Annotated in this window: 19 protein-coding genes and 2 tRNA genes; 9 read left to right on the top strand and 12 right to left on the bottom strand. The window is 63.9% G+C overall.

The genetic code is table 11. The features are described from left to right. Window positions 1–153 precede the first annotated feature (153 nt). The 8 genes from J2W22_RS14340 (at window position 154) to J2W22_RS14305 (ending at window position 5737) form a co-directional block, all read left to right on the top strand. On the top strand, window positions 154–477 hold the full coding sequence (locus tag J2W22_RS14340) for a hypothetical protein (protein ID WP_307118917.1): 324 nt from the start codon (window positions 154–156) through the stop codon (window positions 475–477). Next, a complete protein-coding gene (locus J2W22_RS14335; RefSeq protein WP_307118916.1) occupies window positions 474–941 on the top strand; it encodes a DnaT-like ssDNA-binding protein in 468 nt (155 codons plus the stop codon). The genes J2W22_RS14340 and J2W22_RS14335 overlap by 4 nt, the downstream gene beginning before the upstream one ends. Beyond that, the gene (locus tag J2W22_RS14330) at window positions 941–1969 is read left to right on the top strand and encodes a hypothetical protein (RefSeq protein ID WP_307118915.1); all 1029 of its coding nucleotides are present in this window, start codon (window positions 941–943) and stop codon (window positions 1967–1969) included. The genes J2W22_RS14335 and J2W22_RS14330 overlap by 1 nt, the downstream gene beginning before the upstream one ends. Continuing rightward, window positions 1966–2310 (top strand): hypothetical protein, encoded by a 345-nt coding sequence (locus J2W22_RS14325; RefSeq protein ID WP_307118914.1) that lies wholly within the window; start codon window positions 1966–1968, stop codon window positions 2308–2310. Before J2W22_RS14330 ends, J2W22_RS14325 begins: the two co-directional genes overlap by 4 nt. Continuing rightward, window positions 2307–2681: a hypothetical protein gene (locus J2W22_RS14320; RefSeq protein WP_307118913.1), complete on the top strand. Its 375-nt coding sequence runs from the start codon at window positions 2307–2309 to the stop codon at window positions 2679–2681. Before J2W22_RS14325 ends, J2W22_RS14320 begins: the two co-directional genes overlap by 4 nt. 68 nt (window positions 2682–2749) lie before the next feature. Then, window positions 2750–4720, top strand: a complete 1971-nt coding sequence (locus J2W22_RS14315) for a hypothetical protein (RefSeq protein ID WP_307118912.1) — start codon at window positions 2750–2752, stop codon at window positions 4718–4720. Between the two features lie 147 nt (window positions 4721–4867). After that, window positions 4868–5035: a hypothetical protein gene (locus tag J2W22_RS14310; protein ID WP_307118911.1), complete on the top strand. Its 168-nt coding sequence runs from the start codon at window positions 4868–4870 to the stop codon at window positions 5033–5035. Between the two features lie 126 nt (window positions 5036–5161). Then, complete coding sequence (locus tag J2W22_RS14305) at window positions 5162–5737, top strand: recombinase family protein (protein ID WP_307118910.1); 576 nt, start codon at window positions 5162–5164, stop codon at window positions 5735–5737. 185 nt (window positions 5738–5922) lie between these two features. Here J2W22_RS14305 and J2W22_RS14300 read toward each other — a convergent pair whose 3' ends face one another. From J2W22_RS14300 to J2W22_RS14280, 5 genes are all read right to left on the bottom strand, one after another. Further along, window positions 5923–6105, bottom strand: a complete 183-nt coding sequence (locus J2W22_RS14300) for a hypothetical protein (RefSeq protein ID WP_307118909.1) — start codon at window positions 6103–6105, stop codon at window positions 5923–5925. 26 nt (window positions 6106–6131) lie between these two features. Next, window positions 6132–6821 (bottom strand): hypothetical protein, encoded by a 690-nt coding sequence (locus J2W22_RS14295; RefSeq protein ID WP_307118908.1) that lies wholly within the window; start codon window positions 6819–6821, stop codon window positions 6132–6134. A gap of 97 nt (window positions 6822–6918) precedes the next feature. Beyond that, complete coding sequence (locus J2W22_RS14290) at window positions 6919–7335, bottom strand: hypothetical protein (RefSeq protein ID WP_307118907.1); 417 nt, start codon at window positions 7333–7335, stop codon at window positions 6919–6921. A 99-nt stretch (window positions 7336–7434) separates the two neighbouring features. After that, a complete protein-coding gene (locus J2W22_RS14285; RefSeq protein ID WP_307118906.1) occupies window positions 7435–7605 on the bottom strand; it encodes a hypothetical protein in 171 nt (56 codons plus the stop codon). Window positions 7606–7709: 104 nt separating this feature from the next. After that, the gene (locus tag J2W22_RS14280) at window positions 7710–8198 is read right to left on the bottom strand and encodes a hypothetical protein (RefSeq protein ID WP_307118905.1); all 489 of its coding nucleotides are present in this window, start codon (window positions 8196–8198) and stop codon (window positions 7710–7712) included. A gap of 158 nt (window positions 8199–8356) precedes the next feature. Between J2W22_RS14280 and J2W22_RS14275 the strand changes: the two genes are divergently transcribed. Continuing rightward, window positions 8357–8578: a hypothetical protein gene (locus J2W22_RS14275; protein ID WP_307118904.1), complete on the top strand. Its 222-nt coding sequence runs from the start codon at window positions 8357–8359 to the stop codon at window positions 8576–8578. Between the two features lie 94 nt (window positions 8579–8672). Here the strand turns inward: J2W22_RS14275 and J2W22_RS14270 are convergent. From J2W22_RS14270 to J2W22_RS14240, 7 genes are all read right to left on the bottom strand, one after another. Then, window positions 8673–8749, bottom strand: a tRNA-Pro gene (locus J2W22_RS14270). A 77-nt stretch (window positions 8750–8826) separates the two neighbouring features. Continuing rightward, window positions 8827–10233 carry an alkaline phosphatase gene (gene phoA / locus J2W22_RS14265; RefSeq protein ID WP_307118903.1) on the bottom strand — a complete coding sequence of 469 codons (1407 nt, stop codon included), beginning with the start codon at window positions 10231–10233 and terminating at the stop codon, window positions 8827–8829. 18 nt (window positions 10234–10251) lie between these two features. Beyond that, window positions 10252–11289 (bottom strand): phosphatidylinositol-specific phospholipase C1-like protein, encoded by a 1038-nt coding sequence (locus J2W22_RS14260; RefSeq protein WP_307118902.1) that lies wholly within the window; start codon window positions 11287–11289, stop codon window positions 10252–10254. A 62-nt stretch (window positions 11290–11351) separates the two neighbouring features. Then, window positions 11352–14102 carry a TonB-dependent receptor gene (locus J2W22_RS14255; protein ID WP_307118901.1) on the bottom strand — a complete coding sequence of 917 codons (2751 nt, stop codon included), beginning with the start codon at window positions 14100–14102 and terminating at the stop codon, window positions 11352–11354. Between the two features lie 366 nt (window positions 14103–14468). Beyond that, window positions 14469–14545: transfer RNA gene (locus tag J2W22_RS14250), tRNA-Ile, on the bottom strand. A gap of 30 nt (window positions 14546–14575) precedes the next feature. After that, entirely contained in the window at window positions 14576–15556 is a 981-nt protein-coding gene (locus tag J2W22_RS14245) for a WalW protein (protein ID WP_307118900.1), read from the bottom strand. A gap of 37 nt (window positions 15557–15593) precedes the next feature. Further along, window positions 15594–17864 (bottom strand): histidine kinase dimerization/phospho-acceptor domain-containing protein, encoded by a 2271-nt coding sequence (locus J2W22_RS14240; protein ID WP_307118899.1) that lies wholly within the window; start codon window positions 17862–17864, stop codon window positions 15594–15596. Window positions 17865–17941: the final 77 nt, after the last annotated feature.

Here is a 17941-nt window from a genome sequence, read left to right as displayed (position 1 = left end):
GCGCGCATCGGTGAGGGGAAGCAGTGGCCCGGTTCACGCCGGGACGGGACAAGTCGGCGAGTGTCCCGAGCATACGAACAACCCCGACTTCCGGCGGCCCCTCTCTACTCCTTGGGGCGTGGCCGGCACTTCACCCGCTTTCGAGAACGCACAATGATCGCAGCCGCCTTACGCCCATTGCTGAATGCCCAGGTGCAGCATTGGCTTCCACCTGCGCGTGACATCCACGGCAAGCCCGCGAAGGCCGGCAGCACACCACACGCGGCCCGCATCACCTACACCCCCGGCACTCTCGTTGGCCCCGCGTCTCGGGAACGCACTGGCGACGCCGCGGCGATTGTCTGGCTGCTGAACCACCCCCGCCCAATCGCCATTGGCGACACCTTCGAGCTGCCGACCGGCGAAGCGCTGAACGTCATTCGCGCTGAACGCCGCACCTCGGGCGCCGACACCGTTAGCAAGGTTTTCCTTTCATGATCCTGCCCACCCCCGGCACCAATTCCTACGTCTCGCTCGACGCCGCCAACGCGCTCGCATCCGGACGTCTGTTCACCGCTGCTTGGACCGCCGCAACCGGCGACACCCGCGCCCAGGCACTCATGACGGCGACGGCGCTGCTAGACCGCATGCAGTGGCAAGGACGGCGCCTGGCACCGACGCAGCCGCTTGCGTGGCCGCGCGTCGCCGATCGCTGCCCCGAAGGCTTTCCGCTCACTGCCGACATTCCCACGCCGATCGCGGCGGCTACGGTTGAGCTGGCAATCTTCCTGTTAGGCAACGGTGAGCTGCCGGGCGGCCCTGCCATCATGCAGCGCATGCTTGGCGACAGCATGGTCATGCACTTCGCCCATGTGGCCGACGAATTGCCGAAGCACGTCCGCCGCCTGATCGAACCCTTTCTGCGCGTCAGCTCGGCGAACGTGGCGGAGGTGCGCTTCTAGTGTCCGACGATCAGATCGACGCGCTGATCGCGTCACATGAGATGCAGCTTGCCGACCAGATCGAAGCCGCGTTCCTACAGTTCCTGGCGACCGTCAACGTCGATCAGCTCGCAAGTGCACTGGACGACATGGGGGCCGACCACATCCGCGCCCAGCTGGCAATCATCTTGGACCTGGACGACACCGGCACGCCCCAGGTGCTCAGCGATGGCATGGGCAGCCCCGGTGCCTTGTTGGCGTCGTTTGTTGCCGCCGTCGCCGCCCTTGCGTCTGCCCAGGCAAAGCACTCGCTGAATACCAACGGCACGGCCCTCGCCAGCATGCGGGCCGATGCCATCGCGATGCTGGGCCGTTTTCTCGCCGACACCGCCACGGCGATCGGCGCCGCGATCGAGTCCGCCATTTACGGTTCCGGCACGCCCCAGGCACGCGCGGCCCAGCTCAAGCGTTCCCTGGGCCTCACCGTTCGTCAAGGCGCATCCCTGGACGTGATGCAGGCTGCGTTACAGCACTTTCTCGATACGCCGCGTACGCTCACGCCGGCACGAACCGATACCGCCGGCATTCGCATCCCGCCAACCTACACCCGGCAAGCGAATACCCGCGCGATTCTGGCGAGCACGCGCGGCAGGATCTCGGCTGCTCAACGGCAACTGATCGCTCGCGCGATGGCTAATCCGAAACTGACCCAAGCCGATGCCGACACGCTGCTGGACGGCCACGCCCGCGCCATGCGGCACTTTCGCATCCGCGCCGTCTCGAGCGAAGGAATTCACGACCTGGCCGAAACTGGCAAGCTCACCGGTTGGCGCATCGCACAGCGCTTCGGCGCGCTGCCCGCTGACCAGCGTCGGCACTGGCGCACCGCTGGCGATGAGCGGGTGCGTCATACGCATGCACAGGTGCCGGGCATGAACCCTGGCGGCGTGCCGCTCGATCAGCCGTTCAACACCCCCTTCGGCAAGCGCATGAACGCACCGCTGGAATGGGGCTGCCGCTGCAAGGCCACCCTGGGAGCCGCGCATTGACCGAAGCCATGCTTCCCCACGGCCTGCGTGCCTTCGACGATCGCACTAGCCACACTACCCCTGAGCGGCGCTTAATGTTGGCGACAATAGCCAACGCCGTTGCCGATGCCCTGGGCAATGGCGCGGTCAATCGCCCCGTCGAGCGCGATAAGGTGCGACGAGAAGCGCTGGCGTGGTTCCGCGCCGGCAGCCCGGATTTCCAAACTGTCTGTCATCTTGCCGGCCTCGACCCGCTCAACACCCGTCGCGCGGTGCTGCGCTATGCCGCCAGCGGGAAGCCGATGCCTGCCTCGCGCCGAAGCAACCGCAGCACTAATCGAACAGAAAGAAAGGCAGCGTGACCGATCTCGAAACCTTCGCCAACGAACCGCTTGTGATTGCCGGCCGCAAGATAGACGGGCGCACCATGGAGGCCCGCCGCTTCCGTGCCCTGGCAACCGATCTTGCCGCCCAGCTCCAGCGCGGCCCATCGCCCGCCGAACGCCTGCTGCTGCTGAACGCGGCCACGCTGGCGACGATGTGCGAGCGCTTCACGGCGGACCTCTTGGAAGGGAAGCCGGTGGATGAAGAGCCCTATCGCCGCAACGTCGCCGCGCTATCCGCCATCCTCATTAAGCTAGGCATGGCAGCCAAGAGCCGCGACGTAACCAAGCGCGACCGCGCCGGCCCGGACGACTTCGGCGCGGCGCTGATCGAGGCGAATGGCCAGTGACGCCGATCCCCTCGACGCGATACGTACCACGCCTATAAAGAGGATCATTCTCCCTAGCAGGTGCGGCAATGACATTCACTCCATTCGACCCCTTGGAGTTCAAGAATACCAAGGTGAATGATGCAGCCCTCGGCGCTTTAAAGCGCGAGATCGCGAATATCCTGAGCTCCTATGTCGGCTGGTATGATCCGTTCTGTGAGTTGATCCAAAATGCCCTCGACGCTGTTGAGGCCCGCGCCGCACAGGAAAAGGCAGCGGGTGCAGACGGGGGCTACAAGCCGAAGATTGATATTCTGATCGACCTCGACGGCAATGCCCTGACCGTGTCGGATAACGGCATCGGCCTGGACAAGGAGAAATTCGAGCAATTCCTGGCTCCAAACTTCTCATTCAAATCCGGGAAAACGCGGGGCCACAAAGGCGTCGGCGCCACTTACGTGGCGTATGGTTTCAATTACATGCGGGTGACCACTAAAGTCCCCGGCTTCTCGGCGTCGGGGCGGATCATCGGCGCCAAAAACTGGCTGCAAGACAACGCTACAGGCGCCAATCCCAAGATTGAACCGGACGGCTCCCCCATGTCGGACGCGGCGTACGAAGGTTATGATCGCGGCGTTAGCATAACAGTGCGGTTCGATGACAGCACTCACCCGAAGCGTCTGGATTGGACACGAGCGAACAGCGCCGAAAAATGGGCGAAGATACTGGCGATCAAGACGGGGCTAGGGTCAATCATAGCCGATCCGAACATAGAAATCACGATCAAGGTTGTTGCGGACGGCGTCACCACCACCGCCAAGCCTGAGGGAACCTCATATCTCTGGCTATATAAGGACGCCAAGAAGACTGCCCGCGTTCGTGAGGTGGAAGCGGCGACGAAGGCGTTGTTCGAAAAATTCGGCGCAGGGCGGGCACTGCCGGACAAATATCGAAATCTGGACTTTCTCTACGACTCTTGGAGCTCTGCGGAGCTGCGCGCTCTGATTGGCTCAAATCTCGACGCCGAGGAAATCGAGGTGTTGGAGAAATACACGCCCACAATGGCCGTCGAATTTGGCTACACCGCCAAGCTGTGGACACGTTTCAACGAAGCCCTGGAAGTTCGTGCAGGTTATCGGGTACTAAACAGCGGCATTCAGTTAGCAGCCAATAATATGCCACAGGGGGAGGCGATCCTAATCCCTCTAACGAGGAATATCGGCCGGCAAAACCAGCTCCATTTTCTAGTGCATTTCGACAACTATTCGCCTGATATGGGCCGAAAAGGCTTCCATCGTGAGCTAACGGACTTCGCGAAGAGCGCCTCGCGGCATATCACTGAGAATCACCTGGCTCGACTGAGGCACCTTTTGAAGGCGAACACTGGTGTTGCCCCGGACCTGGTGCGCGAGATGAAAATTAGCGACTGGAAAAAGGAGATGCTGGAGCACGAGGGCAAGAGTCCTTTGACGCTGACTAGCAGCCATTTTTTCAAGCCCACAGAGCGCGTCTCGATTACGTCACGCCCGACTCGCGAGCAGGATGTGATTGCCCTGTTCAACCAACTGATCGCTGGCGGTGTCATTCGCGGGATCGTGGTCATGTCCACGAACGAGCGCTTCACCTATGACGGCCTGGTCAAGATCAGCTTCGATCTCGACACCCCCTTATATATCTACGACGCGGTTGAGAATCCGCTCGGGGTTTCAGAGGAAATTGCAGAAGCTTTGCATGGGCGAGTGACTGACCCCCAAATTCTGGAGTTCAAGTTCAGCCTGGACGGGCTGGTTGAGGACTTCGACACCCTCGACAAAAATATCGTGGATGTTGATCTCTGTGTCGCGTGGGAAACGGGGAATCTATACAAGGAGAGATATGGGATCACGTCTCTCTTGATCCCCGAAAACTCCGATCAGCGCCAATATCATGGTCTTACCCACATACTCACTGACCTGGAGTCTGGCGCGAAGCTCTGCGATCTGATTATCTTATCTGAGCTTGTTGATATGCTGAACGACCCTGCGGGAACCGCCGCACGCCAGCGAGAGAAATATGAGTAAGGGCGCCCGCCCTAATCCAAGAAGCGGGCCTCACCCGCACCGCTCGCCCACGAACCGCGAGCGGTTGTCGGCGGTTCATCCTACTTCCACTGGCTATCTCTAGCGGCCGGCGGCCAAGTCCAGCCTCCTATCAATCAGGAGTCCGACATGATCCCGCCCCGCGACCTTAACAACCCCATAAACATCGCCGAGAAAGGGTGGTGCGCCTTCGTCGAAGGCAAAGACCCAAGGCGCAGCGCCTATGCCGGCAAGCCCGGCTGGACCACGTGGCTAACTGGTTTTCAGGCTGCCGCTGCATATTGTGCCAACGAGTAGGGGCTCAGAAGTTCTAACTTTATGGACCCCCAAATTACCCCCGCGATACAGTCTCAAAAGATAGCATATTGACTTGTGACACCATCTCGATATGAGACGGTATCTTTTGAGACTCGTGGAGCCGATATGAGCCGCATTGCCTACTACCGCGTCAGCACCGGCGATCAGAGCGTCGAGGCCCAGCGTCAAGCTCTAGGCGGCGGGTTCGACAAGGAGTTTGCCGACGAAGGGGTAAGCGGTACCACGCCGGCAGCGTCACGCCCAGGCTTCGCCCGCCTGCTATCCTATGTCCGCGAGGGTGACACGATTTATGTCTATGCCCTAGATCGCCTGGGGCGCGATGCTCTGGACGTGCAGGCCACGGTGCGCCGGCTGCTCGGCATGGGCGTCACGCTTGATGTGCTGGGGCTTGGGCCGATCGGTCGCGGCGTGGGCGAGCTGATTGTGGCCGTGTTGGCGCAGATCGCCGACATGGAGCGTGAACGGATCAAGGAGCGGTGCGATAGCGGCCGTGCTGCGGCCAGGGCCTCCTTGGAAGCTACAGGACGCACGCACCGGGGCAAGGTCAGCCTGGGCCGCCCCAAGGCTGCCGATGCCGCAGAGGTGGCAGCGTGGCGGCGTGAGCATAACGCCACGATCCCCGCGACCATGGCCCACTTCGGTATCAGCCGTGCCACCGTGGCCCGCTACTGCGCAACTTAGGATCGCAAACGACAAAGCGCGCGATTTCCCGAGCAATACTCAATGACTTTGAAAGAGCTCAAACAAATCTCAAGGCGGAAGCGACGAACACCAAGATCTAGAAGTCAAGGCAACGACTCGCGACCTCAATTTGCAAAGCTGTCAAGCCCTGACCCCTAGCGCTCCGGAAATAGTTTGCGCTCCCTCTACACGCCGGACAGGCGGCGGCTCATATTGCTGAGCATCTTGGTGAAGACGTCCACATGACCCGGCGCCCCCTCATGCGCCAGCGATTGTAGCGCGTCGGGTTTCAGGCCCTCCCAATCTACCAAGAACTCTTCATCTTCCAAGAACAAGCTCACACAGCCAAATATGAGCGCCTTGGGCACGTCTGCCGCCAAAACGCGCGGCGTCCCTACCTGTGCCGCTGCATGGCTACCCATCCAACCAAGAGCGTGGCGTGCCGCTTGCCCGCGAAGTAGCGGGCGAGCCTTTTGTCGATCGTCCAACTTATACCCTTCGCGCCGACCTCGTTCGAAGTTGTGACGCTGCCGCGATACAGCGTCACAACTTCGGGGAGTGCTTCAAAACGCCCAAGCTCGTCTCCGGTCATAAGGGCAGCGCGCGGCACGCTGCGCATTATTCGCAAGTAGCGTTCGTGGTTGCGCCCCATTTCGTGGGGCGTCGGGCCGCAACTCGTGTAGACCGCCCGCACGGCGGCTCCCAACGCCATCACGCACAACTCGCCGGCACGGTGGGCGCCCTCGAAGAGCGCCAGCCATTCCATTGGAAGCGCGTTATCGTCCGGGCGTCCCATATGGCAGCGCAGACCGTAGAGGAACATCAAGACCGCATCTCGGGCCGCGCCGCCCCTGCCGATGATTTCGGCGTGCCAACGCAATGATAGAGGGCGCGCGGCGGCAAAGAACTGCTCTCGCGTGTTTGTAAAGCGCTTGGGATAAGGGCGATTGCTAAGCGACGCCTCCGCGCTTTCAAGAATTTGCACGCATTGATAGGACGCCCAGAGTGCCTCAAGGAAGTTCTCGCGATCGAGGAAGCTGGCGTTTTCTTGATGGAAATCGGGCTTTGCGGTGGTTGCGATCATCGCCAAAATACTACCACACAACGCCGGGAAATTCATTAGAAAAGGAAAAAAGGCCGCGCCGATGATCTCAATCTGCGGGCCTTTCCACCTCGGCCCTCTACTCGATTTCGGGCTTCCAAAGCTCACGCTTACACTCGGCGGGCGTCTCATTGATCTTCGCGCTGTATCGCGCGGTTTTGCACTTCAACGCTGCCAGCGCATAGCGTGCCGGATTTGGAACATACTTAGGTAGAGTGCAGCGATTATCCCGCATGATGTCCAGGGCGAGCCTAGCTTTCGCCAAATCGTTTGAATCCTCCATGGCGCGCAACGTTGCGCGAGGCGCGCTGTTGTCCGTCACCGACGATGCCAGGTTGTCGGCCATGTTCTGCGAGACATGTTCATAGTCGGCCATAAGTTTGGCACAGATACCAGCAGTTGCCGGCTGGGCTGCCTGTACTGGCTTAGTCTGGGCATGCGCTTGAGAACCGCTTGCGACGAATGTCGCAACGGCGACCAAAATGAACTTATGCATAGTCCCCCCTTAAACACTGAACCTGAAGGGATAGAGGCCCGCGTACCGCTGTCTAGCCGATCCAACCATCTCGGCGCGAAAAGCGCCGACCAAGAAGCGCTAGTCCGCGCTATGCACAAGCTTAAGTACGACGCGCGGCGTGGGCGCGGCCTCTGCTTCCATTGCTGCATAGATTGCGTCCGCCGCAACGTCGCGGCCTGCCTCCATCAGCAAATCAGCAAGGGCGCTCAGGAACGTCATGTCGCTGGCGGAAAGTTTGGTGTTCTGCATCTCAGTTCCCCCGCCGACACCCGCTCACACATCGGCGGGCGAATCGGCCTGGGCAAGGCAGCTATGCGGGAAGGCGGGTGCGTGTCTAATGACACAACGCCCACTCAGATTTGGTGATGCAAAGCCAAATCCGGGCTGCGCATACTTCGGTCCATCTCATCCTGAACAACAAGACGAATGCGCCGACCTTTGGAAATTGTCATAAGATCATCGGCACGCAACCAGACCGTCAACGACCGGCCTGGCAGAATTTCCGAAGGTAGAGCAGGTTCGTTGATCGTCGTGGCCGGCAGCGCTTGGCCGACCCACGATCCGCGCTGCCAGCGCCAGTATCGGTAGAGATGCACCAAAGTCTCATGAAAGCGCCGCGCGCGGACATGCACCTCCATATAGATCGTCCGGACAAACACAGTCTGCGACCCATGGTTGGCTATCGTGACGCGCGTGAATGTTCCGGCGGGTGGATGCTCGGCGCTGTTGTAAGCGTGGCAGCTCGACATTTTCAGGTGCCGTCTAGCGCCTCGCCACTGGACGCCCGCGATAACGGTGCTGAGGCCAGCGGCGTAAACAGCTATCCAGTCGCCCGCGTCCATCGCTCGCACGCCCGCAATGACCGTGCTGAATCCAGCTACTATCCAGTTCCCCGCTTCCATCACGGAAGTATGCGTCGATAATCGCGACCGTCCAGCGATTTCACCGAAATGCTCGCGCCGAGCTTGCACTTCCGTTCTATAAATGTTCTCATTGCGACATGCCCAGACTCGCCGAACCCATGCCGCCCGTTCCCGACACCCAGCTCGCGCGCTCAATCGCGTCATGGCTTCGGCGGGTGCCGCCGCGCACCCTAGTCGAGCTTGCCGACTCCGATGCCCGCGACGACGCTGCCGCCGCGCTCGGCGAGATGATCGCCGCCGAGATGACGATGGCTTACCCGGAGCTGGTGGAGTCGAGCGCGCCGGCGCTGCCGTTCTGATCGGCGCGCGCTGTATATTTCCTGTATATTTTACTGTATATTTTCGAGCGCGGTTTTGGCGCTAAGTAACTGATTTTACAGCATTTTATTGAAATGGTCGGGGAGACAGGATTCGAACCTGCGACATCCTGCTCCCAAAGCAGGCGCGCTACCAGACTGCGCCACTCCCCGACGCGGACTGCGGCCCTAGTCGCAAGATAGTCGGGACACAAGAGGGGCCGGCGCCCGGCCAGGCCCCCTCCCCCGGTTCACTTGAGGCCGAGCGCGTCCCGGATGATGTAGTGCAGGTCGGTCTGGTCGAGCAGGCCGCTGACGTTCACCGCCCGCGGACCAAAAGCGGCGATGCGCAGCTGGGTGCCAGTATGGCCCTGTGAGCCCTCCTCGGCGGTGCCGTAATTGACCGTCATCACCCCGCCCTCGCGCGTGTTGAGCGCGGCGGTCAGGCCAGGGGCCTTGGTGCCGTTGCCAACGATCTGGCTGGTATGGGCATGGTCGGCGGTGACGATCACCAGCGTGTGGCCATCCTTGCGGGCGAATTCGAGCGCGACCTGCACCGCCTCGTCGAGATCCACCGTCTCGCCGATCTGGCCGCACGGATTGGCGGCATGGTCCTCCTTGTCGATCGACGCGCCCTCGACCTGGAGGAAGAAGCCCTTGCGATTGCCCTTGAGGAGCGAGATCGCCTTGCGCGTCATCCCCGCGAGCGTCGGGATGCCGGCATCGCGCGCGGCATTGGGCTGGCAGGTGATCGCCGGCTTGTCGATATTGCCGTGGAAGCTCGCCTTGGGCCCTACCCAGCGTACCGGCATGTTGCCCTCGGCGAACAGGCCGATCAGCGGCTGCCTGTCGTCGGCGCGGGTGACTGCGTCGAGCTCGGAGGCGTTGCGCACGATGCGATAGCCGCGTGCCTGGGCCTGCTGCTCCAGCGTCTTGCCCTTCCACTTGCCGGCGTTCGCCGCCTCGGCGAAGCTCCTCGCGCCGCCGCCCAGCACCAGATCGGCGCGGACATCGAGCAGCTGCTCGGTGATCGATCCGGCGCCGCCATTCTCCAGCGCGTTCTGCGGGCAGGTCTTGAGCGTCGCCACCGGCGCGTAGCAGCTGCGGAAGGCGACATGGGCGATCTGCGCGCCCGGAGTGGCGTCCTGGATCTCGGCGGTCGAGACATCGCCCGTGGCGAGCCCGGCGGCCTTGGCATATTCGAGCAGGGTCCGCTGCGCCTTGCCGTTCACATCGACGCCAATCGCGCCGTTATAGCTCTTCACGCCCGATGCCCATGCCGTGGCCGAGGCAGCGCTGTCGGTGACGTAGTTCGGCGTGCCGGTCTCGCGATCGAGCGAATAATGGGTGTACTGGCCGGTGAAGGGCAGCGCATCGATGCCCTTGAAATAGCCGCCGGCCCCCTCGGCATAGTTGCGCGCCAGGGTGATCTCGGAATCGCCCATGCCGTCGCCGATCAGCAGGATGACGTTGCGGACATCGCCCTGCTTGCTCAGCTTCGCATAGAGTGCCTGCATGTCGCCCGGCAGGCGGCGCGCGCCGCCCGGTTCGCGCACGTCACCACGCGCGGCACGCGACAGGTCGGGCGCGGCTTTCTGGGCAAAGGCGGGCTGGCTGGCGAGCGCGAGAAGCGCGACGAGGGCGATACGCGAGATCATGGCAATACTCCGGGAAGGTCAGCGGGTCTTGGGTTCGGTGATCGGCGCGCCGCATCCCTGCGGGCGGCGCACCGGGTTGCACAGCGCAATCGCGCCACCGGGCATCGTCACCCGGTAGCCGCCGGCGAAGCGCGGATCGGGCCAGAGATAGTCGGTCGAGATATATTGCGCGCCGCTGCGGAAGGCGGCGTCGCGCGGGGCGATATCGTTGACGCGGGCCTCGCGCGTATTGGCGTCGGCGCGGGTGCGGATTAGGAAATTGGCCTTCACCGCACTGGCGATCCGTCCGGCGTCGCGCACCGGCTCGTTGATCGTCATATATGCGGCTGCGGGTGAGGCCTCGTCGGTGTTCACGAAGAACACCCGCCCCTCCAGCGATTTGCGTGCACCGCGATAGAGCGCGACCTTGGCCGGGGTCTCGTCGAGCGCGAACAGGAACTTGCCGCGCGATGCCTTGAGCGTCGGCCAGTTGTTGGCGAGTACCGCGTCACGCAGCGTCGGATATCTGCCTTGCACCTCATCAGGCACGATCAGCTTCTTCGGCGACAGCACCGAGCGCACCGCGGCATCGAGCGCGTCATAGGCGGCTTCGCTATAGGGCTCGCCCTTGATGAAGCGGCCATTGTCGTTGGTGTTGAACATCAGCAGGATCGGGACATGGCCCGGATGGGCGTCGGACCAGCTGCGGATGATCGTCAGGCACTGGACCAGGGTCAGGCAGCTCGACCGGTTGTCGAACCCCGCCATGTGCTGGACCTTGAAGCCCGGGCGCTGCATCGCCGGGTCGGTCGAACCATCGGCATAGAGCCCGCCCCTGGGATCGTACCAGATGTCGAGCTCGAGCTGGCGCGCGCCGGCATCGAGCTGCTCGACCAGCGGGCGATGGGAATAGTCGAGCGCGTCGGCGCTGTTCGCATCGAATGCGCGCAGCTGCTTCATGCGCTCCGCCGGCATCGCCAGCTTGTAGCTGTTGTGCGTGCCCAGCATCACCAGGTCGTTGATCCGCACCGGCGTATCGGCAGCAGCAAGGGCAAGCGGGGCGAACAGCCAGAACATTGCGTTACTCCAGCAACAGGGTGGGCCGGCACACCGCATGGCATGCCGGCCCGGTCAGAGATTTAGAACTGGGCGCGAACGCCCAGCGTGATGCGGCTTCCCGAGAATTCGTAGGTGGTTGGGAAGGACGGATCCATCGTGTAGCCCGTGGTCTTCGCGTTCCCCACGTTGATGCCCTGCAGCTCGACCCGGAAGTTGCGGGTCAGCTGGTAGCTGGCCGCGAAGTCGAACTGGCCATAGGCGTTGCGATAGACCGGATACATGTTCCGCTCGATCCGCTCCACATAGGCGCCCTTGCGGTTGTACGACACGCGCAGCGAGATCGGGCCCTTATCGTAGAACACCGTCGCGTTGTACGTCCTGTCGGCCAGCCCGATCGGCGAGGTCGGCACACCAAGGTCTGACTGGCCGGTCAGCGAGCTGTTGAGGAAGGTGGCGTTGGCATTGATGCCGAAGCCGTCCGCCCATTTCGCGAACATGCCGAACGGGATCACCGCGTTGAGCTCGACGCCGCTGACGTCGTACGAACCCTCGGCATTGACCGGCTGGTAGACGTCGAAATCATAGACGCCGTTGATCGTGCCATTGGCGTTGTACACCGTGACATTGGGCACTTCGCCCGTCAGCCGGCTCTGGACCACGCCCTTGATCTTCTTCCAGAAATAGGACGCCGCCAGGATGCCGCCGTCATTGCCGAGATACTTTTCGACGCCGACTTCCCACTGATCGGCAAGCGTCGGCTTCAGGCCCGGATTGCCGTCGGTGTAGCGGAAGCTGCTGAAGCTCGCGGTGCGCTTGTACGCCAGGTCGGTGAGCGCCGGCCGGATCAGCGTCTTCGAGGCGGCGGCGCGCAGGTACAGGCTGCTGGTCAGCTCGGCATGCGCGTTGAACGAGGGCAGGAACTTCTCGTAGCGGCCCGTGCTCGAAATCGGCGTGCCGGTGAGCCCGGTGGTGCCGTTCGGGTTCTGGATCTGGTGGAACCCTTCCGAGGTGATCGAGGTGCGCAGGTAGCGGCCGCCCAGGTTCACGAAGATCGGGAAGGAAACGTCGAACTCGAGGTCGAGCATCGCATAGCCCGCGACCGTGTCTTCCTTGACCTTGTAGTAGTTGGCGTTCTGGTACGGCGTCACGAAGCCGGCCGGGCGGAAGAAGCTGCGGGCATAGTCGTTCGAGATCTGCGACCAGCTCAGGTTGCGCGCCTGATAGTCCTTGCCCCCCACGATGTCGGTCACGTTGGTCAGCGGGCTGTCGCCGAGCTTGCGGACGTTGACATAGGCGGTGCTGCCGCGCGTCGGGCCCTGGATCTTCTCCTCGCCATACTGACGCTCATTGGTCTTGCTGGTGTAACGACCGCCCCAGTTGAGGCGCTTGAACACCGACGAGCCGAAGTCCCAGCTCAAGTCGATCTGGCCGGCATATTTGTCGTCCTGGATCTCCTCGCGCGTCGTCTCATAGGCCTCGAACAGGTACTTGCTCGGCGCATTGTACATGTCGATCGTATTGGGGTTGGCGCTCGGGATCGTCTCGCCGCCGGTCTCGGTATAGCGGGTCCGCGACGGCGCATAGGCGACGTGCTTGAGGTTGGCATAGTCGAGCACCCGCTTGGCGCCCGAATAGCCGCCCAGCGCGTTGACCGTCAGGTTGCCGACCTTCCAGTTCATCTCACCGCTGAACTGGCGATAGTCGGTGTCGGTCAGGTACTGCTTGCTCAGGAATTCGTGCTGGGTGTTGGTGTAGGACACGTCGCGCAGCACGACGATGCCGGAGTCGGACAGCGTCTTCGCGTCGAAGTCGTGGATCGTCTCCAGCGTCGAGTTGCTCGATGCCGAATAGCCCGCCGCGTCATATTCGTCCTCAGTCGTGTCGTACGAGCCGATGAACGCGTCGAGGGCGAGGTTGAAATTGTCGCCCGGCTTGTACTGGAGCGAGCCCGAGATGCCGAGCCGGTCCTGGTCGTTCTGATAGACGCGGTCGCCCACCTTATCGAGGAAGACGATCTTGTTCTTCATCGCGTCGGTGAAGGTGATGCCGGCATCGCGCTGGAGCACCGCGATCGCCTGGTTGCGATAGGCCGTGCCGGTACGGTCGGTCCAGCGCGCGATCGGACGGAAGTTGATGCCGGAATTGGAATCGGTGCGGTTGGTGCGCTGCTGCTTGGCGACCGAGATCAGCGCGCCGAAATCGCCGAAGGTCTTGCTGGCGAGGAACGAGAAGCTCGGGTCGACCTTCTCGGAGATCGAGTTGTAGGCACCCTCCGCGCTGCCAACCAGGCGCAGGCCGGGATTGTCGAACGGGCGCGCGGTGCGGATCAGCACCGAGCCGGCGATGCCGCCCTCCTCGTCGGCCGCGGTCGGCGACTTCTGGACAGTGACCGACTGGATCAGTTCGGACGCGAAGATGTCGAACTCGACGTCACGGCCGCCCGAGCCCGAAGCGGTGGCGAGCTTGTTGATCGAGACGAAGGTGAACTCGGTCGGCAGGCCGCGCACGTTGACGCGGGTGCCGAGGCCCTTTTCGCGCTCGATCGTCACGCCCGGCACGCGCTGCAGCGCTTCGGACAGGTTCTGCTCGGGGAAGTCGGCGATGTCGGTGGCGACGATCGAATCCGAGAAGCCGATCGTGTTGCGCTTCATGTCGATCGCGTCTTCGAGGCTGCGGCGATAGCCGGAGACGACGATCGCGCCGTCTTCCTCGGCGGCCGGCTCCGACGCCGGCGCGGTCTGCGCGGCGGCCGGGGCGACGCAGAGCGCCGCGAACGCCGCACCCAGCAGAAGCTGTGCGGCATGGGTACGATGACTGGATTTGGTATGCATATCTATCCCCCTCTGGATATGTGCCTCCCGCCGCATGTCCTGCGGACGAGCGCCAGCGTTTCCCGGCCTTCGAGAGACCGGGATGGCGACGTTGTTCAAACTCCATTCTTGTCGGCGCTCAGGAACCCGTCGGCTCCTTCACGCCTCCCTCTCCGCTCCTCCAAGCCTGACGACGGCCCTGACGCGTCTCGACTTGAAACTTTTCTTTCGCGGGGTCGGGTGGGGAAGAGATATTACGCGGCTGTGACGATCGGCGAATATATCGAAGGCAGCAGCCATACGAACGGCGCGCATCGCGCGAACCCGGGTACGATCGAAATCGGCGCGAAGTCGCGGCCCAGACGCCAGCAGGCGCAAAGATACCGCTGGTGGGCCCGGCAGGACTTGAACCCGCAACCTAGCCGTTATGAGCGGCCAGCTCTAACCAATTGAGCTACAGGCCCCCCAGCAGTCAGGCCCGCACTAGCGGAAGGTCAGGCTAGCCCGCAAGTCGCTGCGACGATCTCATCCACAGATGCAGAGCGCACGCCGAGCTTGTCGAGCAGCAGGAGCACCTCGTCCCACCAGTGCAGGAACGCAGCGAGATCTGCCGCGGTGCGGACATAGGGCGTGTGGCCAGGCTCGACCGAAGGCGAGTGGAAGGCAAAGTTGAGCAGGCGCAGGCCCTCGCCTGCCGCGATACGGATTGCCTCCTGCGCTTCGTGCAATGGCATGTCTTCGGGCGTCAATGCGACCCGGGAGAGCAGCTTGAGGCGCGCGGCGATGCCGATACCCTTGGGTAGCCGGCCCAGGCTCCGGTGCAGCCCCGCCCCGCCCCTGCGCAAACGGCCGGTAAACACGGTGGTGAACGGCAGCTCGACTAGCGCGCCCAGATGGAAGGCGTGACTGGGTACCGCCGAGAAATCGGGCCCACCCTCGCCCGAATAATCATAGGCCGAGCGCATCGAGCTATCGATCCGGTAGCCGAGCTCGGCGAGCAACGCCGGCGTATCGAGCCCGATGCCATAGCGCCCGGCACGATAGACCAGCGGCCGCTTGCCGGCGATCCGCGTCACCGCATCGGTGAGCGCCGCGAGCTTGGCCCGCTGCAGCGCGAGCGGCAGGTTGCCGGTGAAGCTGTTGAAGCCGTTCACTTCCTCCACATGCGGAGGGTTGACCCAGGGATGGAGCTGCGTGCCGATCGCCGAGCGGCCGTCCTTCACCACCTCGCGCAGCACCTCCACCGCGAGCGGCGATGTCGCGATCGGATAGTCCGCCAGATAGGTGATCGCTGCGCCTGCCGCAGCGAAGCGCGCATGGACCGGCGGCAGCGCGGCCATGTGGCGCGTGCCGTCCGCATCGGCACGGAGCGGCGCGCCCCAGTCGAACTCTTCCTCGGTATCGACGAAGATCGTGAAGCGAGTGCCGAAATCGTCGGGCCAATCGACGCGCGCGCCAGGCTCGGGCGCAGGCACGCGATAACCGCGGCGACCTGAGGCCCCGTCCCCCACTTCAGCTCAGATGTGCCTGGCCCACCTGCTCGTTTACGGCGGCCGGCAGCCGCAAAGTCAAGTTTTCCCGGCCGATGACGAGCGCGCCGCCCAGCTCGCGGGAGAGATTGCGCGCGAGGCGCAGCGCGAAACCGGTGCCGAGCAGGGTCGCATCCTCGCGCTCGTCGTCGATGTCGAGCACCGAATCGCCCGGGTAGTCGGCGAGTGCCTGCGGCCGGTCGATGGTGATCGCCACCACGTCGGTGCCTTCGGGCGCCATGTGCACGCCGATCCGCTCACCCTGCCCGCTGGCCGAGACGAGCGTGGCGAGCAGGCGCGCGAGCAGCCGCTCGACCGCGCGACGATCGCCGGTGACCGACAGGTCGGCGATCGGCAGCGCGATCACCGAGCCGCGCAGCTCGGCGAGCGGCGCAAGGTCATCGACGATTGAGGCCAGCACCGGGCGCAGGGCGATCTGGCCGGGGACGAGTGAAAGCGCGGCGCTGTCGATCCGCGCGGCGAGATCGAGATCGTCGATCGCGCCGAGCAGCTCGCGCGCCTGCGAACGGATCACCTGGGCACGGTCGCGATAAGCGTCGCCCACGGGACCGAGCATCTGCGCCTCGATCATCTCGGCGAAGCCGGCGATCGCATTGGTCGGCGTGCGCAGTTCATGGACGAGCTGGCGGAGCGAATCCGCGGGCATCGCGGGGCCGGCGGCGATGCGCACGGGCTCGGCGCGCTCGTCGACCCGCGGGCGGCGCGCGGTGCCGCGATAGCCGGTGAAACGGCCATTGCCGGGATCGAAGACCGGGATGGCGGAGATCAGCCAGTCGCCCGCTGCATCCGACTCGCCTTCCACCGAAAGCCGGGCGTTGGAGAAGCCGGCCCGGCGGCGGAACGCGCCAGCCGCGACACCGTCGACACGCGAGCTGTCCGGCGCGCCGGGGCCGGCCTGGCTGTCTAGCGACACGCCGACCAGCGGCGCGCGGCTGACACCCTCGACCCAGCGGATCATGCCCTTGGCATCGGTCTCGAAGCGGAAGTCGTCGGCCGGGCGCAGCGGCGCCGGCTCCTTCGGGCCGGTTTCCTCGCGATGCCGCCAGAACGCGTCGATCCGCGCGACGACATCGGCGATCTCGAAGGTGCCGTCGTCGTCCCCCACGGCTTCTGCCGCGATCTGCCGCGCTTCTGCGACCAGGCTGTCACTATACTCCATGGCCGGACCCTGCGCCGCGGACTCCGGCGGTGCAATCGGTTCGACAACGGAGGCTGACTCGTCTGTCCCGGATTGGACCGGGCGGAGTGGATTCTGGTGGCTCTCACCCTCTTGCGCGGCCGCAGCACTCAGCGACGGCGCGAGGCCGGCGAGCGCGACGAAGGAGAAATCCTCGATGTCGGGAACCCCGTGCGGCACAATTGCGGGAGCCAGCGCAATCTCCAGCTCGGCGACCGCTTCGGGGGCCTCCGCAAGTTCCGGATCTACCGACTCGAAGCCGTTGAGTGCGCCGTCTCCCGCGATCTCGGCCGCCAAGGCGGGGTCCGGCAGCCGGGCGAGCAGCGCGGAAAGGCTGGCCTCACGCGCAGGCAAGGGCTGCGGGTTCGTAGCACTCCAATAGATGAGGGGCTTTTCCTCGGCCTCGGCCGCCAGCACCGGTTCAAGCTCGCGCTCTGGCGCTTCGGCGACCGGCTCGGGCGCCAGTTCGGGCTCGGGCTCCACCGCCTCGATCTCGGTCGGCACCGGCTCGACGGGATGCGCGTCAACGACATCGGCCCAGTCGATCGCCATCACCTCGACGGCTTGCTCGGCGATCGCTGCCTCGGACCCAGGCGCCGCCACTTCGACGGGAACCTCCTTCACCGTCTCGTCGGGCAGGACGAAATCAATCGGTCCGAAGCTCTCCAGCGCGCGGCGCACCACCGGGCTCAGGTCGCGGCGATTGCGCAGCACTGCACGGCCGGCGGGCGCCAGCTCGGGCAATAGCTGGATCCATTCGGCCGAGTTCATCCGGGCGCTGCGCAGCACGGGCAACGCGACCTGCAGCTCATCGAGCGCGAACAGGCGGACGAGCGGCGGCGGCGGATCGGCATATTCGAGCGCGCGGGCGCTGGCGGCGCGGACCGCCAGAGGCACCGAATCGCGAATCGAGCGGAGCACCCCCATCGCCCGGGCACCCGCCGTCGCCCGGCGCCTGCCGATCAGGTCGACCAGCTGACGCCACGCCGACTGGACGCCGTACGGCGTGCCCAGATCGGACGCGAGTACGGTCTCCAGAGTGTCGTCAAAGCGCAACGCGTGCCTACCCTTTACCCGGCGTAGCAACGCACGCCGTAACGATTCCTTAACTCGCCGAACGCCCCTTCGGAACT

The sequence above is a fragment of the Sphingomonas kyeonggiensis genome, from assembly GCF_030812785.1.
Classification (GTDB): domain Bacteria; phylum Pseudomonadota; class Alphaproteobacteria; order Sphingomonadales; family Sphingomonadaceae; genus Sphingomonas; species Sphingomonas kyeonggiensis_B.
The sequence above is the reverse complement of the archived record's forward strand: the minus strand, read 5'-3'. Positions and strand labels throughout refer to the sequence as shown.